This is a genomic window from Pseudomonas sp. AC355 (assembly GCF_979258205.1).
In genome coordinates this window covers 3,702,123-3,724,905 of record NZ_OZ409843.1, presented here as the reverse complement: position 1 = coordinate 3,724,905, position 22,783 = coordinate 3,702,123, and the positions used below count along the sequence as shown (strand labels likewise).

Below are 22,783 nucleotides of genomic sequence, written 5' to 3'. Positions count from 1 at the left end.
GATAGTTCCTTATCCGAATCGAACGTGTGAGAGCCATGGCATCAGCACGATGGCAGCCAGGGCGATAAGCAGTTGCAGGCCCAGCCAGAGAGCCTGCAGACGCAGCAGGCGCAATGCTCCCCCGCTGCGCTGTTCCCAGGAGCGAGCACTGCCGCTGGCTTTGTGGCCAAGGCTCAGCAGTGCCTGATCGAGTTCTGTCGTGCGCCTGTCGAGCTGGTCAGGCGCCGCCGCCAGGGTGGCGAACAGCTCGGCATCCAGGGCGACGCGTAGCGCGTAATACTTCTGCAGCAGGCCGCAGACCAGCATGCCGATGCATACCGCCGCGCCGGTACTGAGCGCCATAAAGCCCAGTAACGGCCCCAGGCCGACGACCAATGCGAGTACCGTCAGTACGCCCGACAAGCGATCAAGGGACTTACCACGGCGCAGCAGACCAGCGACCAGCTGCAGCTGCATTTCACTGGACATATAACGGGCCTCCGACGGTGGCTATCGACTGGCTTAAAACACCTTCCAGGGCCTGTAAATGCGCGTTGCCGAGCACAACCTGTGGGCGAGCCTGGCGCAGCAGCGAAACGGCCTCTGCGACGCTCCTGCACCGGCCGCTGTGCAGCAGCCAAGCGGCAATGGCGGTAGCACTGCGCGAATAGCCCAGCGCGCAGCACACCAGAACCGGCCCGTGGCGCCGCAGGTCTTCGATGGCCACGGCAGCCTGCAGGCAGTGCTCGCTGCTCGGCGCGATCAGATCGAGGCTCGCCAGTTCGCGGTAGACCTTGCCTTCGACCCGGCACGGCAGCTCGGCACACAGGTCGGCGATGGCTGCGAAAGCCTGCCCTTCTGCCTTGCCGGGAATACGACCGAGCCAGACGCCGTCCGCTACTTCATCGGGCTGTGGATGTTTGCGCGTCCAGGCCCGCGAGTTGATCCAGGCGCCGAGCAGATAGGGCGCCAACAGCCAGGTGCTGGCAGCGCTGAGGCGGCCGTCGGCGCGTTTCTGAAAACACTTGGCACCGAACAGTGCGTAATTCAGCGCGACCATCAGCAGCGACAAGGCCGGCCACAGCAGCCATAGGGCGAAGCCGCCGAATTGAATCGCCAGCGCGCTGCACAAGGCCGCGCCGAAGCCGTAGCGCAGGGCCAGCCGCCAGCGCTTCGGGTCGCGAGCCAGGCTCCAGGAGAACAGTGGGCTACGCCCTTCGCTGGGCCACAGCCATAGGCACAGGAATCCGGCCAGCATGCCGGTCGGTACGTCGATGAAGTGGTGTTGCCAGGTGGTCAGTACCGACAGACCGATCAGAAAGAACCAGATGTGTATAACCACGCGCCACAGGCCGGTAGCGTAATGGGCAAAGCAGGCCCACAGCACCACCAGCAAGGTGATATGCAGCGATGGCGCCTGGTTGAAAGGTTTGTCGAAGCCCATCAGCACGTCGAACATCATCCCGAACAGCCCATCCAGCGCCGGCCGGTCGAAGGTGAAACGCAGCGGCCAGAGCAGAAAGCAGCTGATGCAGATCACCTGCGCGGTGAGCAGCCGCAGGCCGAGGCGATCCACCGCGGCGCGGGTAGCCGGAAGCAGGAAGGCCAGGCCGTAGAGCAGGTCGATCGACCAGTAAGGAATGATCGTCCATGGCCACAGGGGAATCTGCCGTTCCCAGCCGAATACCAGGCTGCCGACGTCATCGCGCTGCCCGGTGAACCAGTTGGCGAAGCCATAGGTGCCGAAGAACAGTGGCGCGAGCAGTAACAGCCAGAGGACGCCGCGCTTCCATAACCCGCTTTCGCGGATGACCGCGGCGGGCGTCATCAAGACACCCGCTGCGCCAGGGACACGCTGAAGATACCCCACTCGTCGACACGTTGAGTCAGCTTGCGAAAGCCTGCCGCTTCGACCAACTGATCCATTTCCGCCTGGCTGCGCCGACGCATCACCCACGCCTCGCCGCCACGATGGCTGGTCAGCGCGCGGGCGATCAGCTCCAGCTGCGGGTGCCACGGCTGACCGGTATAGATCAGGTAGCCGCCCTCTTCCACGGCTGCCGCCAGACCCGCCAGCGAGTCGCCGACCATCTGGTTGCTGCCGAACAACTCATAGAGGCCGGAGACCACTGCCAGCGTCGGCTTCGGATCCAGCGCAGCCAGGTCGGCCTTGTCGAAGGCATCGCCTTTGACAAAGCGAGCGATGCTGCCCAAGCCTTTCTGCTCGATCAGCGCCGCACCGTCGCGCACGTTGATGTCGCTATAGTCGCGCAGCAGGATCGAGTCCGGCTTGTCGCTGCCCTGCTCCAGTGATTCGAGAATGTAGCGGCCATGCCCGGCGGCGATATCGACGATACGCACCTCGCTACCGCTCTCGCGCAGTTTGCCCATGGCCAGGCGCAGCAGCTCCTCGGCGTGCACCTTGCGCTGACGAATGCCCCGCCAGCCGATGGAGTTCAGGTAGTTGCGGTCGATCAGCCGGCCAATCGGCGAGCTGCCTGTGGGTGTATTGCGGTACACGTAATCCAGCGTGCTGCCCGAGTCGAAGCCAGTCTCGAAACCCAGCTTCACGCCCGCAGAAACACTGCTGCCAAGGCGCATGCTGGCCCGCGTGGCGCGCCAGTAGAGATCACGCGGTGAGTTCTTTGGCAGCGGTGCAGCCAGTTCTTCGGCCTCGGCGCAGCTCCAGCCCAGGCGGTCGGCATCCAGCAGTGAAGGACGTTGCAGCGGCTGCTCGAAGGCTTTCAGGACGAAGCGGCGAATGCGGGTCAGCGCGTGAGCGCGGTCACGCTCGCCCAGGGTGTCATGGAAGAACCCGGGCAGGATGTGCATTTCCTTGTCCAGGCTGCCCAGGCGTTGAAAGAATTGCTCCTGAGGTTTGCGGTGCACCACGAAATCGCTGCCGGAGATCAGCAACTGGGTAGGAATCTGGATGGCCTGGGCATCGGCGACCACGCGCTCGGCGGCGTCGTACAGGCCCAGCAGCATGTTCACCGAAATGGCGCGGGTGATCAGCGGGTCGTTGTCGAACGAGGCGATGCGTTGCGGGTCGTGGCTGAGGAACTTGGCTTTGACGTAGCTATTGACGAAGAAATTGCCGCGCCAGGCGCGCATCAGCTTCAACCCGGGCCGTGCGAACGGTACGTACAGCTTGACCTTGAAAGCTGGCGAGGCGAGCACCAGCGCGCGGATCTTCGGCGCGTAATCGTGGGCCCAGGTGGAGATGATTACCGCGCCAACGCTCTGCGCCAGTACCACCATATCTGCAGTATCGATGCCGTGAGTGCTGGCAATGTGATCGATGAAGGTCTGCACGTCGCGCACGCTGGTGGCGAAGCTTGGGCTATCGCCGCGGGCGCCCGGCGATTCACCGTGACCGCGCGCGTCCCAGGCGAAAAAGTCGAAGCCCTGCAGGCCCAGCTCCTCGACCAGATGTGCCATGCGCCCGCCATGCTCATGGCCGCGATGGAACATGACGATAGCGCGACGGGGCGCGTCAGGCTGTGCATCCACCGTTGGCCAATGGCGGTAGAACAGACTGACGCCGTCGTGGGTCGTGAAGGTATTCGAGCGAGCTTCTGTCATTGGAGCATCCTTATTCCGCAGTGGGGGAAGCCGCTTGCGCCAAACCCTGGCGTACGCGGTTGTATAGCGTGTACAGCAGCAGTGCGGTGATGACCGCCAGAATCGGATTTATCCAGCTCAGTGGCAGCAGCGCGGTGGCGACACCGGCACCGAGTACGCCGAAGCAGAAGGCGCGATCGCTTTTGCCCATCGGGCCGTCGTAGCGGCGCGAAGCACCTACCATGGGCCCCATGACGCCGGCGTACTCGCTGATCAGCGCAGCGATGACCAACAGCACCACCAGCACCGGAGAAACGCCGGGCAACAGCGCGAAGGGCAGGAACAGCGCGGCATCGGCGATCACGTCGCAGAGTTCGTTGAGGTACGCACCGAGCGTGGACTGCTGGCCGAACTCTCGGGCGAGCATGCCGTCCACCGCGTTGAGCGCCATACGCATCAGCATCCACAGCGGGATCAGCGCGAACAGCCAGAGCTGGCCGGGAAGAAATGCGAGCAGCAGGCCTATCAGCACCGACACGATGGCAGCGCTCAGCGTGACCTGATTGGCGGTCACGCCACGGTCGAAGAGGCGCTGCACCAGTGGGCGCAGGAGGTTTTGGAAGCGAGGTTTGAGCTGATAAATCGAAAGCATGTTTGGAACTCCGTTTCGCCATGTTTCTTAGAACCTGCCCAAAGCCCCGCTGCGCGTCGGCCCTGCTGCGTTAAAAACAGGCTCGGAATGCTCATTTACAGTCGTAAACTCCGCTTCCTCGCCTGTTTTTGCCTTGCATGGCTCTAGCTCGCGAGACCTTGAACAGGTTCTTGGATTGACGCCAGCTTAGCCGGTTGAGCACCAACTAAGCGATACGCCAGCGTGATCGTTGTCATGTTGCCGCATGAAAACTTATGCCCAATTTATCGACATTTTAGGTACCGATAAAAATCCAGTTTTATCAGTACCTTGAGGCGGCTATTTAAATTTTAAAATAAATCCTTCAACAGGTTATCCACAGATCGGCTGTGTTCAGGCGAGATCGTTGGGCGGCTCCGCCGTGGCGCTTTGCGGGTCGAGCGCACCGATCTCGAATTGCGCCTGGCTGACCCACGCGAAAGCACGGTCGTTGAGGTTGGCAATCGCGCGCGGGCCTTCGCCTTCGGCATACAGCAGTGGGCCGAATACCACCTGAATGGTTCCGGCTTTCTTGCCCCAGCCTTCCTTCGGCCAGAACTTCGCAGCGTTGTGGGCAACGGGCAACACCGGCAGCTTGCTGTTTACCGCCAGCGCGGTGCCGCCGCGAGAAAACTTTCCGATCTGGCCGTCCGGAATGCGTGTGCCTTCCGGGAATACCAACACCCAGGCGCCCTGCTCCAGGCGCGCGCGGCCCTGGCTGGCGAGCTGCTTGAGTGCGGCCTTGGGGTTGCTGCGGTCGATGGCGATTGGTTTGAGCATGGCCATCGCCCAGCCAAAGAAGGGTACGTACAGCAGCTCGCGCTTGACCACCTGGCTCAGCGGCTCGAAGTAGGCACACAGGAAAAAAGTCTCCCAGGTGCTCTGGTGCTTGGCGAGGATCACGCAGGGCTGATCAGGGATGTTTTCCTTGCCCTTGATCTCGTACTTGATGCCGGCAACCACCTTGGCCAGCCAGACGGCGCAGCGGCACCAGTTCTGCACCACGAAGCGATAACGCGCGCGGAACGGCAGGAAGGGGGCGACGAACATGCTGATGATGCACCAGATGCACGAGCTGGAGGACAGCAACAGATAGAAGAGGAAAATTCTGAAGAACTGCACTGTCGACATGTGAGCAATTACCGTGGCAGGCCGGGCCTGCGCTATCAAGTGAGAAGCTGTGCGGCGACCGCCGCCAGATCATCGAATACCAGCGTATCGGCTGGCAGTGGCTTGGCCAGGGTACGAGCACCCTTGCCGGTTTTCACCAAAACGGGCTGACAGTCGACGGCGTGCGCGGTTTGCAGGTCACTGCCGCTGTCGCCGACGAACCAAACGCCCTGCAGCGGTACGCCATAGTACTCGGCGATCTGCAGCAGCATGCCGGGTTTCGGTTTGCGGCAATCGCAGCCGTCATCCGGCCCGTGCGGGCATTGCACGATCAGGCCGACTTCACCGCCCTGCTCTGCCACCAGCTCGCGCAGCCGCGTGTGCATGGAATCGAGCACCGCCAGCGGGTAGTAACCGCGGGCGATACCGGATTGGTTGGTGGCCACTGCCACCGTCCAGCCCGCCTTGCTCAGACGGGCGATGGCCTCGATGGAGCCCGCGATCGGGATCCATTCGTCGAGGCTTTTGATATAGGCGTCGGAGTCATGATTGATGACGCCGTCGCGGTCGAGAATGATCAGCTTCATAGCTGCAAGCTCCAAGCCTCAAGCTGCAGGCCAAAGCTGCTACTTGCAGCTTGTGGCGTGCAGCTTGTGACTGCTTTAGCCGAGCACGGAGATATCGGCGACGCCCAGGAACAACCCGCGCAGACGTGCCAGTAGCGCGTAGCGGTTGGCACGTACTTTGGGGTCTTCGGCATTCACCAGCACCGCTTCGAAGAAGGCGTCTACCGGTTTGCGCAGCGAGGCCAGCTGGGCCAGCGCTTCGCTGTATTGACGCGCCTGTGCCAGCGGTTGCACGGCGTTGTCGGCCTGCTGGATGGCGGCGTTGAGAGCGAACTCGGCAGGCGTATCGAAGTAATGCGCTTCGATGCTCGATGCGACCAAACCATCGGCTTTGCCCAACAGGTTGGACACACGCTTGTTGGCGGCGGCCAGGGCCTCGGCTTCCGGCAGCTGACGGAAGGCCTGCACGGCCTGCACGCGTTGATCGAAGTCCAGCGGCGACAGCGGGTTGACCGCGCGCACGGCCTGGTACACGGAGACGTCCACGCCTTCGTCTTCGTAACGCGCACGCAGGCGGTCGAAGATGAAGTCGAGTACCTGTGGTGCCAGGCCTGGTGCCTTGATCTTGCCGCCGTACTGACGTACGGCGAAGTCGACGGTGGCACCGAGATCCAGATCCAGGTCTTTCTCGATGAGAATGCGCAGCACGCCCAGTGCCGCACGACGCAGCGCGTAAGGGTCTTTGCTGCCGGTGGGCAGCATGCCGATACCGAAGATACCGACCAGGGTGTCCAGCTTGTCGGCCAGCGCTACGGCAGCACCGGTCAGCGTGCTCGGCAGTTCAGCACCGGCACCGCGCGGCATGTATTGCTCGTTCAGCGCTTGGGCAACGTCTTCTGGCTCACCGTCGTTCAGGGCGTAGTAGTAACCGGCGATGCCTTGCATTTCCGGGAACTCACCGACCATTTCACTGGCCAGGTCGCACTTGCTCAACAGACCGGCGCGGGCGCTACGCTTGGCGTCACCGCCAATCCGTTCGGCGATGAAGCCGGCGAGGGCCGAGATGCGCTGGGCTTTGTCGTAGACGGTGCCGAGCTGGGCCTGAAAGACCACATTGGCGAGGCGCCCGTTGAAGCTTTCCAGCTTCTGCTTCTTGTCCTGCTTGAAGAAGAACTCGGCGTCGGTCAGACGTGGACGCACCACCTTCTCGTTACCGGAAACGATCTGCGCCGGGTCTTTGCTCTCGACGTTGGCCACGGTGATGAAGCGCGGCAGCAGCTTGCCGTTGGCGTCCAGCAGGCAGAAGTACTTCTGGTTGTCCTGCATGGTGGTGATCAGGGCTTCCTGCGGCACTGCCAGGAAGCGCTCCTCGAAGGAGCACACGAGCGGCACCGGCCATTCGACCAGGGCACTGACTTCCTCGAGCAGGGCGGGCGGCACTATGGCGGTGCCCTGTTGCTCGGCAGCCAGTTGTTCGATGCGCTTGGCGATCAGCGTGCGGCGCTCGGTGGCGTCGGCGATCACGTAGGCGGCGCGCAGCTCCTGGGCGTACATTGCAGGTGCGGAAATGCGCACTTCATGGTTGGCATGGAAGCGGTGCCCGCGCGATACGCGGCCGGCCTTTTGGGCGAGGATTTCGCAATCGATCACCTGATCACCGAACAGCATGATCAGCCACTGGGTCGGACGGACGAATTCGGTTTTGCGGGCGCCCCAGCGCATGCGCTTGGGAATCGGCAGTTCGTTCAGCGAGGTTTCCACGATGCCCGGCAGCAGGCTCGCGGCGTTCTGCCCGGCAATGTGCTGGCTGAACTTCAGCTTCGGCCCGCTCTGGTCGATCTCGGCCAGTTCCACGCCACACTTCTTGGCGAAGCCCAGGGCGGCCTGGGTCGGGTTACCGTCGGCGTCGAAGGCGGCCTGCAAGGGTGGGCCATCGAGGTTGACGGTACGATCCGGCTGCTGGGTGGCGAGCTGCTCGACCAGCACGGCAAGGCGGCGCGGCGCAGCGTAGTAACGCACGCCGCTGTAATTCAGGCCGGCGGCCTTGAGGCCCTTTTCGACGCCCGCCTGGAAGGCTTGGCCGAGGGTTTTCAGGGCTTTGGGTGGCAGTTCTTCAGTGCCCAGTTCAACGAGAAAATCGAGTGCACTCATTCTGCTGCCTCCAGCTTGGCCAATACTTCATCACGCAGATCGGGGGCGGCAAGCGGGAAGCCGAGTTTGCGCCGCGCCTGCAGATAACTCTGTGCCACAGCACGGGCCAGGGTGCGCACGCGCAGGATGTACTGCTGACGTGCGGTCACCGAAATGGCGCGGCGGGCGTCGAGCAGGTTGAAGGTGTGCGAGGCCTTGAGCACCATCTCGTAGGTTGGCAGCGGCAGTTCGAGCTCGATCAGGCGATTGGCTTCGCTCTCATAGAAATCGAACAACTCGAACAGCTTCTCGACGTTGGCGTGCTCGAAGTTGTAGGTCGACTGCTCCACCTCGTTCTGGTGGAACACGTCGCCGTAGGTGACCTTGCCGAACTGGCCGTCTGCCCACACCAAGTCGTACACCGAATCGACGCCCTGGATGTACATGGCCAGGCGCTCGAGGCCATAGGTGATTTCACCGGTAACCGGGTAGCACTCAATACCACCGACTTGCTGGAAGTAGGTGAACTGGGTGACTTCCATGCCGTTGAGCCAGATTTCCCAGCCCAGACCCCAGGCGCCGAGGGTTGGCGATTCCCAGTTGTCTTCGACGAAACGGATATCGTGCACCAGCGGATCGATGCCGATGGCCTTCAGCGAACCCAGGTACAGCTCCTGGAAGTTCTCCGGATTCGGCTTGAGCACTACCTGGAACTGGTAGTAGTGCTGCAGGCGATTGGGGTTCTCACCGTAACGGCCGTCGGTCGGGCGACGCGAAGGCTGCACATAAGCGGCGTTCCAGGTTTCCGGGCCGATGGCACGCAGGAAGGTGGCAGTGTGGAAGGTACCGGCGCCCACTTCCATATCGTAGGGTTGCAATACCACACAGCCTTGCTCGGCCCAGTATTGTTGCAGGGCGAGGATCAAGTCCTGGAAGGTGCGCACGGCAGGCGTTGTCTGGCTCACGAAAAATTCACCTGTTAGGGCTGCGACAGAAAGCCGGGGAGTATACCCGAAGCAAGGCGCAGCCCGCATGCTGCGCCGTCTCTACAGACCAACGCACCACCCCGGCGATGGCACTCTGCTGGCGAGTGCAGCTAGCCGCACGAAATACCCTGCCAATAATAATCAGTCGCGTTAAAATGCCGGTTTTTCTGCGCTCGTCCGTCTTACTTAGAGATGTGGCGATTTTGCCTACGGGCATCGCAGATGCTCGTGTCGTTTTGCAGGGCTGCATCATTTTATCTACGGACAGCACCACGGTGGCAGGCCTGCCTCGCAGGCGGTCTGGCCGTGTTCATGACAATAAGCAGGGTAGTATCGATGAAAGAGGGATTTCGCCAGTCCATGGCCTGGCTGCATACCTGGACGGGGCTGGTGGTTGGCTGGGTGCTGTTTTTCGTGTTCGTGACCGGCACTGCCGGTTACGTGGACGATGAGATCACCCGCTGGATGCAGCCCGAGCGGCCGCTGCAGGTCCGCGTCGAGGGCGTGGAACGCAGCGAAATGCTCGAGCGCGGCCTCAAGCGCCTGGAGCAGGTCGCCAGCAACGCCAAGAGCTGGACCATCACCCTGCCGCATACTTCGCTGCGCCCGCGTGGCGAGCAGGGCCTGGCGATTGCCTGGGAAGACCTGCCCGAGCGTGGTCATGATTTCGGTCGGCGCGGTCGTGAAGAGCTGAACGCCGAGACCGGCCTGCCGCGCCAGGAAGTCGAGCCGCGCGCCACCGGTGGTGGCGACGCCCTGTACGAGATGCACTACATACTGCATTACATGCCCTATAACGTGGGCATCACCATCGTCGGCGTGTGCACCATGCTGATGCTGCTGGCGATTCTCACCGGGATCATCACCCACAAGAAGATCTTCAAAGACTTTTTCACCTTCCGCCCTGGCAAGGGGCAGCGCTCCTGGCTTGATGCCCACAACGTAATCAGCGTGATGGCGCTGCCGTTCTTCCTGATGATCACCTACAGCGGCCTGATTTTCTTCGCCTTCAACTACATGCCGGCCGGTGCCGCCGCAGTGTATGGCACCGGCAACCTGCAGCAGCGCGCGTTGTTCGATGACCTCTTTGCCCGCGACAAGCGCGAGCATCTGCCCGCCAGCCGGCCACAGGTCTCGCTCGAGGAACTGGTGCAGCGCGCTGAAACGCAATGGTCCGATCGCGGCGTGTCGAGCCTGACCATCAGCCAGGTGAAGGGCGAGCCAGTGCGTGTCGACGTGCAGCGGATCATCGGCGACTCGGTGAACATCTATGACCCGGTGATGCTGAGCTTTGCTGCTGCCGATGGCCAGCCGACGGTCTATCCGGACAAGACCCACGGCGCCGGCAAGACCCACCGCATGCTGATCGGCCTGCATGAGGGGTTGTTCGCCGACTGGTGGTTGCGCTGGCTGTACCTGATCGCCGGCCTGCTCGGCTGCGGGATGATCGGTACCGGGCTGGTGCTGTGGACGGTCAAGCGGCGCAATCAGCACCTCAAGCGCAACGACGCTGCGGCGCTGTTCGACGCTTACGGCCTGCGCCTCGTGGAAGTGCTCAACGCCGGCACCCTGGTGGGGCTGCCGGTGGCGGTGGCCGCCTACTTCTGGGCCAACCGGCTGTTGCCGGTGGGCATGGGTGATCGCGCGGACTGGGAGATGCACTGTCTGTTCCTGACCTGGGGCTGGCTGTTCCTCTATGCCTCGCTGCGACCGCTGAAAAAGGCCTGGCTGGAGATGGCCTGGATGGCGGTGGCGGCCTACGGGCTGATCCCTGTGATCAACGCCCTGACTACCGACCGCCATCTGGGCGTGACCCTCGTCGAGGGTGACTGGGTGCTGGCGGGGTTCGATCTGAGCATGTTCGGCCTGGCGGCGCTGTTCGCCTACGGCGCCATGAAGATTCGTCGCCGCTGGCTGAAGGCCGATGCGGCGGCTGCGTTGTCGGGCAAGGAGGCGCTGGCATGAAAGAAGGTTCGATGGCGCGTTATCGCTGGTTGGTCGTCTCGCGAGTGCTGGCTGCGGCGCTGGGTGGCTATGCCCTGACCTCCGCGCTGACCGTGTTGTTGTCGCTGGTCTGGCCGCTGCCGAAAAGCCAGGCCGTGCTGGCCGCCACGATGCTCAGCTTTACCCTGTATGCGGTGGCGGTGATCTGGGTGTTCAGCGTGCGTAGCGTGACCCGTGCCTGGCTGGGCATGCTGATCCCCACCGCGGTGGTCGCATTGCTGTGCTGGGTGTTGCAATCGGGAGGTGCGGCATGAGCCTGAATCTCTCCATTCTGCTGGCGAGCCTCGGTGGCTTCATCGCCCTGGCGCTGGCGATGGAAAAACACTGCAAGCATCTGCTGCGCCGCGTGCTGTCACCGCTGTGGATGCAAGTACTGCGCGCCGCAGGCTGGTTGCTTTTGGCTCTGGCATTGGGCCTTAGCCTCAGTCACTGGGGCGTGAGCGTTGGTGCGGCGGCCTGGCTGGGCTGGTTGTCGGTCGCTGGTATCGTGCTGGTTTTCTACCTGCCAAGGTGGCCATGGCAGCCCTCACCGGGCAAGGCCGCGCCAGGCCGTGAGAAGAAGCCTGCGGTGGTCGAGAGTCTCGTCGCACAGCCGGTCGAACGCCTGCACTGGATGCGCCGCGGGGCAACCGGCGTGTTGCTGCTGGTGCCCGTGGCGGTGGTCGGCCTGTTGCTGACTGCTTCGCCGAAACCGCTGCACAGCGATGAGGCGGTGCAGGGCCAGGTCGGCCCTTGGTCGTTCACCCTGGCCGAGGCGCAACGCAAGGCGCCTCACCGGGTACTGGGCACGCCGTTCAAGGCCTTCGAAGTACGCTTCTGCGAAACCTGCGATGACCAGATCCGCGCGGCCTATCTGAAAATCCGCAAGCCACGTTCACTACGTGCTGCGGGCCTGGTGTTCTTTGGCAACCGCTGGGATCGCTGGGTGGAAATCCAGATTCCCGCCAAGGCCAAACTCAGCGATCAGCTGTGGCTGACCGTGGAAGGCAAGGACGGCAGCGTGCATCACGCGGCGGTGGATATCGACAAGGTATCGCCCGAGCTGGCGGCGTTTCTCGAACGCGAATCCTGAGTGACGGATGTGTAGGAGCCTATAGTTCCCACGCTCTGCGTGGGCATTCATCCTGTGGCGCTCCGCGCCACGATTTGCGAGCTCGGATAACGATGTACGGACGCAGAGCGTCCTGCCGATGCATTACCACGCAGAGCGTGGGAATGATCAACTGCTTGCCGGGTTTCGCTGCGCTCTACCCAGGCTACGAGAACATTTGAGTTCATCCGCAGGGTTGATCCCCGGTTATAGTCTGCCCTCGCCCATCGCCGAGCCGACTGCCATGCCCCGCTGTTTCTGGTGTAACGACGACCCGCTGTATCAGACTTATCACGACGAAGAGTGGGGCGTGCCGTCCCGCGACCCACAGCACCTGTTCGAGATGCTGCTGCTCGAAGGTGCCCAGGCCGGATTGTCGTGGATCACCGTGCTGAAGAAGCGCGAGCGCTATCGCCAGGTGTTGTTCGGATTCGATGTCGAGCGTCTGGCGGCGATGAGCGACGCGTACATCGAAACGCTGATGCAGGACGCCGGGATCATCCGCAATCGCCTCAAACTCCAGGCCGCGCGCAAGAACGCTCAGGCCTGGCTGCGCCTCGACGATCCGGTGGCGCTGCTCTGGTCGTTCGTCGGCGGCACGCCAAAGGTCAACCATTTCAGCGGGCGCGCAGATGTGCCAGCGGTGACGCCCGAAGCCGAGGCCATGAGCAAGGCGCTGAAAAAGGCCGGCTTCACCTTCGTCGGTCCGACCATCTGTTACGCCTACATGCAGGCCACCGGCATGGTCATGGATCACACCCAGGATTGCGATCGTTACGCGCAACTGCAATAGGAGCATTGGCCATGAGCCGCATCGATACCCTGGAACAACTTCATGCCCTGTACGGCGAGCCCCACGAGCGTTCGCTGCGCAAGGAAATCCCCTACCTCAGCGAGCCCTATCAGGCGCTGGTCGCCGCGTCGCCTTTCGTGGTGCTTGGCACCCATGGCCCGGATGGGCTGGATTGCTCGCCGCGTGGCGATGCGCCGGGCTTCGTGCGGGTTGTCGACGAGCGCACCCTGCTGCTGCCGGATCGCCCGGGCAACAACCGCATCGACAGCCTGCGCAATATCATCCACGACCCCCATGTGGCGTTGCTGTTCCTGATTCCTGGCGTCGGCGAGAGCTTTCGGGTCAACGGCCGCGCCAGCATCTCCGTCGATCCTGCCTTGCTGGAACTGTGCCGCGCACAGGGCAAGCTGCCGCGCAGCGTGCTGCATATCAGCGTCGATACCTGCTACTTCCAGTGTTCCAAGGCGGTGGTGCGCTCCGGCCTGTGGGATGCCGAGCGGCATGTCGAGCGCTCCAGCCTGCCGTCGGCGGGGGAGATCCTCAAGGCCGTGATGGAGGCGGACTTCGACGTACAGGCATACGAGCGCGGGTTGCAGGAGCGTTTGAAGACGCTGCTGTACTGACGCTCTCGTCGCCTGGGCGGGCGCTTGTAACAGTCAAGGTGGCCCGAGGCGGTTACACTGTGCCCCTTTTTTGACGGGAGCAGCTTGTGGAAAAGCTCAAAGGCGCGTTGGTAGTCGGTTCCCTGCGCTTGTTCGCCCTGTTGCCATGGCGTGCGGTGCAGTCGCTCGGCGCGATGATCGGCTGGCTGATGTGGAAGCTGCCATCGGGCTCGCGCGACGTGGTGCGCATCAACCTGGCCAAATGCTTCCCTGAATTGACTGCCGCCGAGCACGACAAGCTGGTCGGCCGCAGCCTGATGGACATTGGCCGCACGCTGACCGAAAGCGCCTGCGCCTGGGTCTGGCCGGCGCACAAGTCGCTGGCCCGGGTGCGTGAAGTCGAGGGCCTAGAAGTGCTCGAAGCCGCTCTCGCCTCTGGCAAGGGCGTGGTCGGCATCACCAGCCACCTGGGCAACTGGGAAGTGCTCAACCACTTTTACTGTTCGCAGTGCAAACCGATCATTTTCTACCGCCCGCCCAAGCTCAAGGCTGTGGATGACCTGCTCCGCGAGCAGCGCGTGCAGCTGGGCAATCGCGTGGCACCGTCGACCAAGGAAGGCATCCTCAGCGTCATCAAGGAAGTGCGCAAGGGCGGTGCCGTGGGCATCCCCGCAGACCCTGAGCCGAGCCTGTCGTCCGGAATGTTCGTGCCCTTCTGCGGCACCGTGGCGCTGACCAGCAAGTTCGTGCCGGGCATGCTCGCCGGTGGCAAAGCGGTAGGCGTGTTCCTGCATGCGCTGCGCCTGGAGGATGGTTCGGGTTACAAGGTGATCCTCGAAGCCGCGCCGGAAGGCATGTACAGCGAAGACACCTACACGGCCGTGGCGGCGATGAGTGCCGTGGTGGAGAAGTACGTACGCGCCTACCCGAGCCAGTACATGTGGAGCATGAAGCGCTTCAAGAAACGCCCTGAAGGTGAGACGCGCTGGTACTGAGGTTCACGGCGCCTCGCAACGAGGCGCCGGTGGGCTGGGCGTAAGCAGAAAATTGAGTTATTAACAGGGCAAATCTTTTTGCACGAGGCTGTTCAGGACATGTCCGCCAACCAGCGCCAGTATCCCCGCACACCAATGAAGTGCCGCATCAAGATCTGCCATCCGAGTTTCGGTGAGCTGGTCGCCCAGACTCGCGATCTTTCCGATGGCGGCGTTTACGTCCGGCATGAGGATCTGGCGGTGCTGGAGCTCGGTACGCGGGTAACCGGCCAGGTGCAGGACATGCCCTTCGAAGCACCGATCCTGGAGATGGAAGTGATGCGCGTCGATCCCGATGGCGTCGGGCTGCGCTTCATCCGCGACTGACCGCTTTCTGCTGTAAATTCTCTGTGTGCCCACCTCTGCGTGGGCACGCTGCTTTTCACGCCTGTTGAATGAGTCGTGGTGTTTTTTCATCGCTGAGTGCGGGTTTTCCCCGAGTTATCCGTCTTTGTAGATGAACCACCATTTTTCTCGCCCGACGCTGGCGCCGGGCTTCTCGTTCAATCCCGTGAAAAGGAGTTCCCATGACCCCGTTCCGCTGCGCTGCTCCCCTGATCCTACTGCTTGCCCTGCCCGCCGCTCAGGCCGAATACCTGTGGATCGAGCGTGGCCCTGCCCCGCAAGCCAAGGCTTACCTGAGCGACTTTCAGCCTACCGAACAGTTGAGCCTGGGCAAGCTGCTGGAGCCGAGCATCAACCAGGCCGATGGCAAGAACACTGCGCTGCGCGCCAGTGGCGACGCCTACCCGATCGCCGACAGCGGCCAGGGTGATCTGCGCGTCAGTGCCAAGCTGCCGGAAGTCGACAACCTGGTGATCTATGAGGCCAAGGCCGGGCGCAGTGAGACCAAGGCGGTCAATGACCTGGAACTGGTGCCAACCGAGCCCAACGGCAATGCCTTCAAACTGCACTGGAAAGGCACCGTGGTCTCGGCTTCTCAGGTCAACGTCTACACCTCCGAGCAATGGACGCGCACCCTCAAGCCCAATGCCGAAGGCGTGGTAACCCTCGACCCCTCCTTCCCCGCCCGCTACGTGCTGGAAGTGACTGCCCAGGTCAATGGCGCCGCCACTGTCGACGGCAAGCGCTACGACAGCGTGGTACACGTGGCGACCCTGTCGTTCGAGGTGCCGCGCCAGTAAGGTCTCGCCGAGAAGGATTGGCTGGGCCTGGCGCTGATCGTTCCTCACGCTCTGCGTGGGAATGCCTTCCGGGACGCTCCGCTTCCGCTGTTGAATGCCGTCGGTTAACCAGCAAATTTGGTGGGCTAAAGCCCACCCTACCTAGCGTACGCCCCCGTAGGGTGGCTTCAGCCCACCAGCTTGGTTCGTCCCCGCCCCGTTGAGAAGGCCTCAGTGCGCCTCGTTCACCGCACTGAGGAAGCTCTGCGTACGTTCCTGCTGCGGGTTGCCGAACAGTTCGGCGGGGGTGCCCTGTTCGTGGATGCAGCCCTGGTGGAAGAAGCACACGCGGTCGGCGAACTCGCGGGCAAAGCCCATCTGGTGGGTGACCATCAGCATGGTCAGCTTGTGCTCGCTGCCCAGACGGCGGATGACGTTGAGCACTTCGCCGCACAGCTCGGGGTCGAGGGCCGAGGTCACTTCATCGAACAGCATCACCTTGGGCCGCATGGCCAAGGCGCGAGCGATGGCGACGCGCTGCTGTTGGCCGCCGGAAAGCTGTGACGGATAGTGCTCGAGCTTGGCGCCCAGGCCGACCATGTCGAGCAGCTCCCGGGCCCGCTCGCTGGCTTCGCGCTTGTTCATGCCGAGCACCTGTACCGGCGCTTCGATGACGTTCTGCATGGCATTCATGTGCGGGAACAGGTTGAAGCTCTGGAACACCATGCCGATCTTGCCGCGCACCTTGCGCTGATGGCTGGCGCTGGCACGAACCAGCCTGCCGTCGCGGCCGGGCATATGAGTCAGCGGCTGATCATCGACTTCGATCACCCCTTCGTCGATGTCCTCCAGGGTCATCAGGGCCCGCAGCAGCGTGGATTTTCCCGAGCCGCTGGGGCCGATGATGGCGACCTTCTCGCCAGCGGCGACTTCCAGGTTCAGATGATTGAGTACGGTCAGGTTGCCGTAGCGCTTGGTCACGTCGGTGAAACGTACGATGGGCTGTGACATGGCGGGAATTCCGGCAGCGTTGGGGGAAAGATGCGGGGCGTTCATCGTGGCGCTTCCTCCATACGGTCTTCGAGGCGGCGCACGCACCAGGCGAGGCCGAGGCTGAGCAACAGAAAGAACAGGCCGACCATGGTGATCGGCTCCAGGTAGCGGAAACTCTCCGAACCGATGTTCTTGGCCTGCTGCATGATTTCCACCACGGTAATGGCTGAGAGCACCGGGGTGTCCTTGAGCATTGCCACCAGGTAGTTGCCCAGGGCCGGCAGGATCGGTCGCAGCGCCTGGGGCAGGATGATGTTGCGGTAGGCGCTCAGCGGCGACAGATTGAGTGCGGTGACTGCTTCCCACTGCGCCCGCGGCACGGCGTCCAGGCCGGCGCGATACACCTCGGCGGTGTAGCAGGCGTAATGCAGGGCGATACCGAGAATGCCTGCCTGCAAAGCGGTGAGGTTAAGCCCGTAGTTGGGGAATACGTAGAACAGGAAGTACACCTGGATCAGCAGCGGCGTGCTGCGGATGAACTCGATCAGCCCGGTGGCTGGCCAGGATAGCCATACCTTGCGGCTGCGCCGTGCGATGGCCAGGAACAGACCCAGCACGATGGCGATGGCGAAACCACCGAAGGTGATCAGCAGGGTATTGAGCGAGGCCTGCAGCAGCTGCGGCAGGATGCTCCAGGCGAATTGCCAGTCGAAGAAATTCATGACAGGCCCCCGCGCATGCGGCCGCGGGCCAGGCGTTTTTCCAGCCGGCGCATGCCCAGGTTGATCGCCTGGGCCATGACGAAGTACATCAGCAGCGCCAGGCCGAAGATTTCCAAGGTCATGAAGGTCGCCTGATCCAGCTGACGGGCGCGGAAGGCCAGGTCAGACAGGGTGATCAGCGACACCAGCGAGGTGTTTTTCAGCAGCTCGATGAGCAGATTGGTGCCCGGAGGAATCGCCGCCAGCAGGGCCTGCGGCAGGATGATTCGGTAGAAGCGCTTGGCGGGCGACATGTTCAGTGCCTGACACGCCTCGTACTGACCCTTGGCCACCGAGCGGATGGCGCCACGCATCACTTCCGCACCGTAGGCGCCGATATGCAGGCCTAGGCCGACGATGGCCACTGCGTAGGCGCTCATCTCGACGTTGAACGGCGGCATCGGCAGCACGAAGTACAGCCAAAACAGCTGTACCAGCAGCGAGGTACCACGGAACACTTCGATATAAGTGATGGCCAGCCAACGTAGTGGGGCGATGGGTGAAAGCCGGCCAAGCGCGGCGATTACCGCCGAGATGACGGCCAGCAGCGAGCCCCAGAAGGTGATCTGTACGGTCACCCAGGCGCCTTGTAGCAACAGCGGGAGGAGATCGCCCATCAGTGCAGTCCTATGTGGCGAAGGAAACTCGAAAATGCATTGCCCGTCCGCGCAAGCCGCTCGCGGGCAAGCCTGCTCCTACTGGCAGAGCTCGGCAGCGGTCTTGTCGGTGATGTTGGACTTGTCGAAGCCGAACGGTTTGACCGTCGCCAGGTGCTCGTCGGTGCCGATCCACTTCTTCAGCTCGGCGTTGACCGCGTCGCGAAACGCCTTGTCTTCCGGGCGGAAAGCCAGGGCACCGTAGCCCGTGTGGGATGGGTCGTCCTTGAACTCGTTGATCGCTTCCACCGTGTCGCCGCCCTTCTCGGCCAGGTTCTTCATGGTCAGCTGCGTGCCCACCGCGGCATCGGCGCGCCCGGCGCGTACGGCCTGCAGCTGTGCGGTGGTGTCCGGTACCTGAAGGATCTGCCCGTCGGTGATTCCAGCATCGCGGGCATAACCGAGGTTCACCGTGCCGGCCATGATTGCCACCTTGGCGCCGCTCTTGGCGATGTCTTCATAGCTGTGCAGCTTCTTCGGGTTGCCGGTTTTGGTCAGCAGCGTGTCGGGCAACTGGTAATGCGGGTCGGTGAACAGCACCTGCTTGCAGCGCTCGGGGGTGATGTACATGCCGGCGGCGATCAGGTCGAAGCGGCTGGCGCGCAGCCCGGGGATCAGCGAACCCCATTCGGTGAGCACCGGGTTGATGGTTTTGACGCCCATCTTCTCGAAGATCTTCTTGACGATTTCCGGTGACTCGCCGGTGACGCTGCCGTCCAGCGCGGTGTAGGCGAACGGCGTTTCGTTGGCGTAGCCGATGCGCACGCTGCTGTTTTCCTTGACCTTCTCCAGGGTGTCGGCGGCCTGTGCGACCGTGGCACCCAGTGCGACGAAGACGCCGCAGGCAATGGTGAGGCGACGTACCGTGGAAGGAATAACGCTGCTTATCATGTGATTCTCCTGTTTCTTGTAGTCCGCTCGATGGAGCGGAGCGCTATGTTAGGAGGCAGGTTTTCAAGAGCATCTGGCCGCGTGCGGCCCGGGTGGATTCGCTATTTTTCTGGGCGCGTCGAGCGCCGGTTCCACCCTTGAGCCCGAGCATACAAAAGGCTTTTTGCCTGTGGTATTGCACTAGGACAATTGAATCCCGGGCTGACTGGCGGGATGCTGTATCTAACAGCCTCCAACCCGCGGGAGCAGTATGCACAACTGGAAGCAGGCACTGGGCAGCGCACGCCAGGGTGAGTCCAAGTACAAGACGCTGGTGCAGGCGATCACCGCCGATATCGAACAGGGCAACCTCACCGACGGCCAGCGCTTGCCGCCACAGCGGCAGGTTTCCGAGGCATTGGGCATCAGCGTGCAGACGGTAACCAACGCTTACAAGGAACTCGAACGCCAGGGCCGGGTGCGTTGCGAGGTGGGCCGTGGCAGCTTCGTATCGCGGCGCACCAGCGAGCGAGTGGCTACCTCGATGCTCGACCACAGCGAACAGGCGCTGCTGGATTTTTCCATCGCCCGTATCGTCCACACCGCGGAGCATGATCGCCTGTGGCAGGCCACGTGCGGCGAGCTGGCGACCGAATCGGATCAGCCATGGATTCGCGCCTTCCGCCCCATCGCTGGCTTCGAGAGCCACCGTGACGCCGGGGTGCGCTGGTTGTCCCGGCTTGGCCTGGATGTCACCCGTGACGACCTGCTGCTCACCAACGGCGCGGCCCACGGCATCTTCCTGGCCCTGGCCTCGCTGGCCGGGCCGGACGATGTGGTGCTTTGCGAAGGGCTGTCCGATCACGGCGTGATCGGCTCGTCCCAGGTGCTTGGTTTTACCCTCAAAGGCCTGGAGATGGATGAGCACGGCATCGATCCCGAGCACTTCGAAGACATGTGCGGCAACGAGCGCATCACCGCCCTAGTGTGTACGCCGAACCTGAACAACCCCACCAGTTGCCTGATGCCCGATGCACGCCGCCGGGAGATCGCCGAGATCGCGCGTCGCTATGGCGTGTACGTGATCGAGGACGACGTCTACGGCCCATTGCTAGCCGGTCAGCAGCGGGCGCGGCCGATCAGCCATTACCTGCCCGAATTATCGTTCTACTGCACCAGCATGACCAAGTCGGTGCTGGCCGGGTTGCGCATCGGCTACCTGGCGATGCCCAAGCGCCTGGCGCTGCGTACCGAGAGCATCCTGCGGGTCAACAGCTGGATGGCCACGCCGCTGCTCGGCGAGATCGCCGCCCGCTGGATCAATGGCGGGCATGCCGAAGAGATGGTGCAGATGCAGCGCCAACTGCTGGCCAATCGACAGTCGCTGGTCGAGGCCGAGCTGGGCGAGTACCTGCTGCGCAACCATGCCTATTCGCTGAATGCCTGGCTTGCGGTGCCGGAGCACTGGGAACCGGACAGCCTGCTGCGCGAACTGCGCCGCAAGCATGTGGCGCTGACGCTGCCCGATCCTTTCGTGCCGCCCGGCATGCCACGGCCCCGTGCGGTGCGCCTGTGCGTGGGCGCCGAATGCAGCGAGGCGCAGATGCAAAAGGGCCTTAAAACCATCCGCGAAGTATTCGAGCAGTACCCGAAGATTCACGATTTCTAGGCCGATAGCGCCCTTGCGTGGGCCGGTTTTCTGATGAACCGGCGCCTTGCCAGGGCCTACTGGCGTGCTCGTTAGCTGCATGGCAGCCCTGTGGAAAAGTCGAATGCGGCGGTATGAAAAAATATCGTCCTAGTACATTCGGTGGTGCATTTCTCCGCTCGTACACTCGGTCGCAAACACCAAGCGGGGAATGCGCGCCATGCCTTCGATCCACCTCGACGACCTGCTCCAGGCACGCCAGCGTATCGCCGGCCTGGTTCGGCAGACGCCGCTGGAAGCCTCGCCCTCGCTGACTCGCCTGCTCGGTGTGCCGGTGTGGCTGAAGCTGGAATCGCAGCAGGCCACCGGCAGTTTCAAGCTGCGCGGGGCCAGCAATGCCGTGGCGCAATTGAGTGCCGAGCAGCAGCGTCTGGGCGTGGTCACCGCATCCACCGGCAACCATGGCAGAGCGTTGGCATTTGCAGCGTCTCAGCTTGGCGTGAAGGCCACTGTGTGCCTGTCCGAACTGGTGCCGGCGAACAAGGTTCTCGCCATCCGCGAGTTGGGGGCCGAGGTGGTGATCAGCGGGCGCAGCCAGGATGATGCCCAGCTCGAAGCACTGCGCATCGCCCGCGACCAGGGCGCCACGTTCATTCCGCCGTTCGACCACCCCCATGTGATCGCCGGTCAGGGCAGCCTCGGTCTGGAAATCCTCGAGCAGTGCCCGGACGTCTGCGACGTGCTGGTACCGCTCTCCGGTGGTGGCCTGTTCGCCGGCGTGGCGCTGGCGATCAAGGCCACTAGTCCAGCCATCCGCACCCACGGCATCAGCATGCGCCTGGGCGCAGCGATGCACGCTAGCCTGCAGGCCGGTCAGCCGATGGAGGTGGAAGAGGTGGCGACCCTGGCGGACTCCCTCGGTGGCGGTATCGGCCTGGATAACCGCTACACCTTTGGCCTGACCCGCGAGCTGTGCGATCAGCTGCATTTGCTCGACGAGGCGGCCATCGCACGGGGCATGCGCCACGCCTACCGCGAGGAACGGCAGGTGGTGGAAGGTGCCGCTGCGGTGGGCATCGCCGCGCTGCTCGAAGGCCTGATCGAGCCTCGTGGGCCGGTGGTCGTGGTGGTCAGCGGTCGCAACATCGATATCGACCAGCACCTGCGCGTGCTCAATGGCGCGCACGCCTGAGGACGCCCCATGGCCAAGACCCTGATTCTCAACCAGACCGACCTGCGCAACTGTGTCGGCCTCGATGCCGACAGCCTGGCTGTGGTGGAAAACGCCTTTCGCCTGCTGGCCACGGCCGAGGTGGCGATGCCGCCGATCCTGCGGTTGGACATCCCCGAGCACAACGGCGAAGTGGACGTGAAGACCGCCTACCTGCCCGGCGTACCGCGCTTCGCCATCAAGGTCAGTCCGGGTTTCTTCGACAATCCCAGGCTCGGCCTGCCCAGCCTCAATGGTTTGATGATGTTGTTCTCGGCGCACACCGGCCTGGCCGATGCCCTGCTGCTCGATAACGGCTACCTCACTGCGGTACGCACCGCTGCAGCTGGCGCCGTGGCCGCCAAATGGCTGGCCCGCGAGGATGCCCGCGTGGTTGCCATTCTCGGCGCCGGTGAGCAGGCCCGCCTGCAATTGCAGGCGCTGCGCTTGGTGCGGGATGTAAGCGAAGTACGCATCTGGGCTCGCGACGGGAGCAAGGCCGCTGCCATGGCCGCCGAGCTGGACGATGCCCGGGCGGTCGACAGTGTGGCGGCTGCGCTGGATGGCGCCGATATCGCCATCACCACCACGCCGAGCCGCGAACCGCTGATCCTGCCCGAACACCTGCGCCCTGGCCTGCACATCACCGCCATGGGCTCGGATGCCGAGCACAAGAACGAGATCGCGCCTGCCGTGCTGGCGCAGGTCGACGCTTACGTGGCCGACCGTCTTTCCCAGACTCGCGTCCTCGGCGAGTTGCATCACGCCATCGAAGCCGGGCTGCTTGGCGCACAACAGAGATTCGCCGAGCTGGGCCAAGTCATCGCTGGGCAACGGCCCGGCCGCTTGAGTGCCGAGCAGATCACCCTGTGCGACCTCACCGGCACCGGCGCCCAGGACACTGCCATCGCCAACCTCGCCTATGAGCGGGCGACCGCAGCTGGCAAGGGCTTCACCTTCGATTCCTGAATCCGTTCCACCCTGGAGGGCAAC

At 63.2% G+C, this 22,783-nt stretch carries 23 protein-coding genes; 11 read left to right on the top strand and 12 right to left on the bottom strand.

The window, feature by feature from the left end:
- Positions 1-9: 9 nt before the first annotated feature.
- The 8 genes from ACZ0AI_RS17550 to glyQ all read right to left on the bottom strand — a co-directional run bounded on the left by ACZ0AI_RS17550 (position 10) and on the right by glyQ (position 8,984).
- The gene (locus ACZ0AI_RS17550) at positions 10-468 is read right to left on the bottom strand and encodes a hypothetical protein (RefSeq protein WP_463562974.1); all 459 of its coding nucleotides are present in this window, start codon (positions 466-468) and stop codon (positions 10-12) included.
- Positions 458-1,807 carry a phosphatase PAP2/dual specificity phosphatase family protein gene (locus ACZ0AI_RS17545; RefSeq protein WP_463562973.1) on the bottom strand — a complete coding sequence of 450 codons (1,350 nt, stop codon included), beginning with the start codon at positions 1,805-1,807 and terminating at the stop codon, positions 458-460. The genes ACZ0AI_RS17550 and ACZ0AI_RS17545 overlap by 11 nt, the downstream gene beginning before the upstream one ends.
- Complete coding sequence (locus ACZ0AI_RS17540; protein WP_463562972.1) at positions 1,807-3,564, bottom strand: bifunctional alpha/beta hydrolase/class I SAM-dependent methyltransferase; 1,758 nt, start codon at positions 3,562-3,564, stop codon at positions 1,807-1,809. Before ACZ0AI_RS17540 ends, ACZ0AI_RS17545 begins: the two co-directional genes overlap by 1 nt.
- Before the next feature lie 10 nt (positions 3,565-3,574).
- Entirely contained in the window at positions 3,575-4,195 is a 621-nt protein-coding gene (locus tag ACZ0AI_RS17535) for a CDP-alcohol phosphatidyltransferase family protein (protein ID WP_463562971.1), read from the bottom strand.
- Between the two features lie 372 nt (positions 4,196-4,567).
- Positions 4,568-5,344: a lysophospholipid acyltransferase family protein gene (locus ACZ0AI_RS17530; protein WP_463562970.1), complete on the bottom strand. Its 777-nt coding sequence runs from the start codon at positions 5,342-5,344 to the stop codon at positions 4,568-4,570.
- A 35-nt stretch (positions 5,345-5,379) separates the two neighbouring features.
- Positions 5,380-5,910 (bottom strand): D-glycero-beta-D-manno-heptose 1,7-bisphosphate 7-phosphatase, encoded by a 531-nt coding sequence (gene gmhB / locus ACZ0AI_RS17525; protein ID WP_463562969.1) that lies wholly within the window; start codon positions 5,908-5,910, stop codon positions 5,380-5,382.
- Positions 5,911-5,985: 75 nt separating this feature from the next.
- Positions 5,986-8,040 carry a glycine--tRNA ligase subunit beta gene (gene glyS, locus ACZ0AI_RS17520; protein WP_463562968.1) on the bottom strand — a complete coding sequence of 685 codons (2,055 nt, stop codon included), beginning with the start codon at positions 8,038-8,040 and terminating at the stop codon, positions 5,986-5,988.
- Positions 8,037-8,984: a glycine--tRNA ligase subunit alpha gene (gene glyQ, locus ACZ0AI_RS17515; RefSeq protein WP_225836748.1), complete on the bottom strand. Its 948-nt coding sequence runs from the start codon at positions 8,982-8,984 to the stop codon at positions 8,037-8,039. Before glyQ ends, glyS begins: the two co-directional genes overlap by 4 nt.
- 357 nt (positions 8,985-9,341) lie before the next feature.
- Between glyQ and ACZ0AI_RS17510 the strand changes: the two genes are divergently transcribed.
- The 8 genes from ACZ0AI_RS17510 to ACZ0AI_RS17475 all read left to right on the top strand — a co-directional run bounded on the left by ACZ0AI_RS17510 (position 9,342) and on the right by ACZ0AI_RS17475 (position 15,673).
- Positions 9,342-10,970, top strand: a complete 1,629-nt coding sequence (locus ACZ0AI_RS17510) for a PepSY-associated TM helix domain-containing protein (RefSeq protein ID WP_463562967.1) — start codon at positions 9,342-9,344, stop codon at positions 10,968-10,970.
- Positions 10,967-11,263, top strand: coding sequence for a DUF3649 domain-containing protein (locus tag ACZ0AI_RS17505; protein ID WP_463562966.1), 297 nt, complete (start codon positions 10,967-10,969; stop codon positions 11,261-11,263). Before ACZ0AI_RS17510 ends, ACZ0AI_RS17505 begins: the two co-directional genes overlap by 4 nt.
- Positions 11,260-12,081 (top strand): DUF3325 domain-containing protein, encoded by an 822-nt coding sequence (locus tag ACZ0AI_RS17500; protein ID WP_463562965.1) that lies wholly within the window; start codon positions 11,260-11,262, stop codon positions 12,079-12,081. Before ACZ0AI_RS17505 ends, ACZ0AI_RS17500 begins: the two co-directional genes overlap by 4 nt.
- Positions 12,082-12,343: 262 nt before the next feature.
- Positions 12,344-12,892, top strand: a complete 549-nt coding sequence (locus ACZ0AI_RS17495) for a DNA-3-methyladenine glycosylase I (protein WP_463562964.1) — start codon at positions 12,344-12,346, stop codon at positions 12,890-12,892.
- Between the two features lie 11 nt (positions 12,893-12,903).
- Positions 12,904-13,515: a pyridoxamine 5'-phosphate oxidase family protein gene (locus ACZ0AI_RS17490; RefSeq protein WP_463562963.1), complete on the top strand. Its 612-nt coding sequence runs from the start codon at positions 12,904-12,906 to the stop codon at positions 13,513-13,515.
- A gap of 86 nt (positions 13,516-13,601) precedes the next feature.
- Complete coding sequence (locus tag ACZ0AI_RS17485) at positions 13,602-14,489, top strand: lysophospholipid acyltransferase (RefSeq protein WP_463562962.1); 888 nt, start codon at positions 13,602-13,604, stop codon at positions 14,487-14,489.
- Between the two features lie 99 nt (positions 14,490-14,588).
- The gene (locus ACZ0AI_RS17480; RefSeq protein WP_463562961.1) at positions 14,589-14,855 is read left to right on the top strand and encodes a PilZ domain-containing protein; all 267 of its coding nucleotides are present in this window, start codon (positions 14,589-14,591) and stop codon (positions 14,853-14,855) included.
- Positions 14,856-15,055: 200 nt separating this feature from the next.
- A complete protein-coding gene (locus ACZ0AI_RS17475; RefSeq protein WP_463562960.1) occupies positions 15,056-15,673 on the top strand; it encodes a hypothetical protein in 618 nt (205 codons plus the stop codon).
- A gap of 210 nt (positions 15,674-15,883) precedes the next feature.
- Here the strand turns inward: ACZ0AI_RS17475 and ehuA are convergent, their stop codons facing one another.
- The 4 genes from ehuA to ehuB all read right to left on the bottom strand — a co-directional run bounded on the left by ehuA (position 15,884) and on the right by ehuB (position 18,953).
- Positions 15,884-16,663: an ectoine/hydroxyectoine ABC transporter ATP-binding protein EhuA gene (ehuA, locus tag ACZ0AI_RS17470; RefSeq protein ID WP_463562959.1), complete on the bottom strand. Its 780-nt coding sequence runs from the start codon at positions 16,661-16,663 to the stop codon at positions 15,884-15,886.
- A 41-nt stretch (positions 16,664-16,704) separates the two neighbouring features.
- The gene (ehuD, locus tag ACZ0AI_RS17465; RefSeq protein WP_092371914.1) at positions 16,705-17,367 is read right to left on the bottom strand and encodes an ectoine/hydroxyectoine ABC transporter permease subunit EhuD; all 663 of its coding nucleotides are present in this window, start codon (positions 17,365-17,367) and stop codon (positions 16,705-16,707) included.
- The gene (gene ehuC / locus ACZ0AI_RS17460) at positions 17,364-18,023 is read right to left on the bottom strand and encodes an ectoine/hydroxyectoine ABC transporter permease subunit EhuC (RefSeq protein ID WP_463562958.1); all 660 of its coding nucleotides are present in this window, start codon (positions 18,021-18,023) and stop codon (positions 17,364-17,366) included. Before ehuC ends, ehuD begins: the two co-directional genes overlap by 4 nt.
- 78 nt (positions 18,024-18,101) lie before the next feature.
- Entirely contained in the window at positions 18,102-18,953 is an 852-nt protein-coding gene (gene ehuB, locus ACZ0AI_RS17455) for an ectoine/hydroxyectoine ABC transporter substrate-binding protein EhuB (RefSeq protein ID WP_463562957.1), read from the bottom strand.
- Between the two features lie 250 nt (positions 18,954-19,203).
- Between ehuB and ehuR the strand changes: the two genes are divergently transcribed.
- The 3 genes from ehuR to eutC all read left to right on the top strand — a co-directional run bounded on the left by ehuR (position 19,204) and on the right by eutC (position 22,759).
- Positions 19,204-20,601 carry a MocR-like ectoine utilization transcription factor EhuR gene (gene ehuR / locus ACZ0AI_RS17450; protein ID WP_225836729.1) on the top strand — a complete coding sequence of 466 codons (1,398 nt, stop codon included), beginning with the start codon at positions 19,204-19,206 and terminating at the stop codon, positions 20,599-20,601.
- 199 nt (positions 20,602-20,800) lie between these two features.
- Entirely contained in the window at positions 20,801-21,772 is a 972-nt protein-coding gene (gene eutB / locus ACZ0AI_RS17445; protein WP_463562956.1) for a hydroxyectoine utilization dehydratase EutB, read from the top strand.
- A 9-nt stretch (positions 21,773-21,781) separates the two neighbouring features.
- Entirely contained in the window at positions 21,782-22,759 is a 978-nt protein-coding gene (gene eutC, locus ACZ0AI_RS17440; protein WP_463562955.1) for an ectoine utilization protein EutC, read from the top strand.
- Positions 22,760-22,783: the final 24 nt, after the last annotated feature.

Coding starts and splice junctions, on each gene's coding strand:
- ehuA (WP_463562959.1), bottom strand. CDS start 16,663: ATGTCACAGCCCATCGTACGTTTCACCGACGTGACCAAGCGCTACGGC.
- ehuC (WP_463562958.1), bottom strand. CDS start 18,023: ATGGGCGATCTCCTCCCGCTGTTGCTACAAGGCGCCTGGGTGACCGTA.
- ACZ0AI_RS17505 (WP_463562966.1), top strand. CDS start 10,967: ATGAAAGAAGGTTCGATGGCGCGTTATCGCTGGTTGGTCGTCTCGCGA.
- ACZ0AI_RS17540 (WP_463562972.1), bottom strand. CDS start 3,564: ATGACAGAAGCTCGCTCGAATACCTTCACGACCCACGACGGCGTCAGT.
- eutC (WP_463562955.1), top strand. CDS start 21,782: ATGGCCAAGACCCTGATTCTCAACCAGACCGACCTGCGCAACTGTGTC.
- glyS (WP_463562968.1), bottom strand. CDS start 8,040: ATGAGTGCACTCGATTTTCTCGTTGAACTGGGCACTGAAGAACTGCCA.
- ACZ0AI_RS17535 (WP_463562971.1), bottom strand. CDS start 4,195: ATGCTTTCGATTTATCAGCTCAAACCTCGCTTCCAAAACCTCCTGCGC.
- ACZ0AI_RS17490 (WP_463562963.1), top strand. CDS start 12,904: ATGAGCCGCATCGATACCCTGGAACAACTTCATGCCCTGTACGGCGAG.
- eutB (WP_463562956.1), top strand. CDS start 20,801: ATGCCTTCGATCCACCTCGACGACCTGCTCCAGGCACGCCAGCGTATC.
- ACZ0AI_RS17495 (WP_463562964.1), top strand. CDS start 12,344: ATGCCCCGCTGTTTCTGGTGTAACGACGACCCGCTGTATCAGACTTAT.
- gmhB (WP_463562969.1), bottom strand. CDS start 5,910: ATGAAGCTGATCATTCTCGACCGCGACGGCGTCATCAATCATGACTCC.
- ACZ0AI_RS17480 (WP_463562961.1), top strand. CDS start 14,589: ATGTCCGCCAACCAGCGCCAGTATCCCCGCACACCAATGAAGTGCCGC.
- ACZ0AI_RS17510 (WP_463562967.1), top strand. CDS start 9,342: ATGAAAGAGGGATTTCGCCAGTCCATGGCCTGGCTGCATACCTGGACG.
- ACZ0AI_RS17550 (WP_463562974.1), bottom strand. CDS start 468: ATGTCCAGTGAAATGCAGCTGCAGCTGGTCGCTGGTCTGCTGCGCCGT.
- ACZ0AI_RS17475 (WP_463562960.1), top strand. CDS start 15,056: ATGACCCCGTTCCGCTGCGCTGCTCCCCTGATCCTACTGCTTGCCCTG.
- ehuD (WP_092371914.1), bottom strand. CDS start 17,367: ATGAATTTCTTCGACTGGCAATTCGCCTGGAGCATCCTGCCGCAGCTG.
- ehuB (WP_463562957.1), bottom strand. CDS start 18,953: ATGATAAGCAGCGTTATTCCTTCCACGGTACGTCGCCTCACCATTGCC.
- ACZ0AI_RS17545 (WP_463562973.1), bottom strand. CDS start 1,807: ATGACGCCCGCCGCGGTCATCCGCGAAAGCGGGTTATGGAAGCGCGGC.
- ehuR (WP_225836729.1), top strand. CDS start 19,204: ATGCACAACTGGAAGCAGGCACTGGGCAGCGCACGCCAGGGTGAGTCC.
- ACZ0AI_RS17530 (WP_463562970.1), bottom strand. CDS start 5,344: ATGTCGACAGTGCAGTTCTTCAGAATTTTCCTCTTCTATCTGTTGCTG.
- ACZ0AI_RS17500 (WP_463562965.1), top strand. CDS start 11,260: ATGAGCCTGAATCTCTCCATTCTGCTGGCGAGCCTCGGTGGCTTCATC.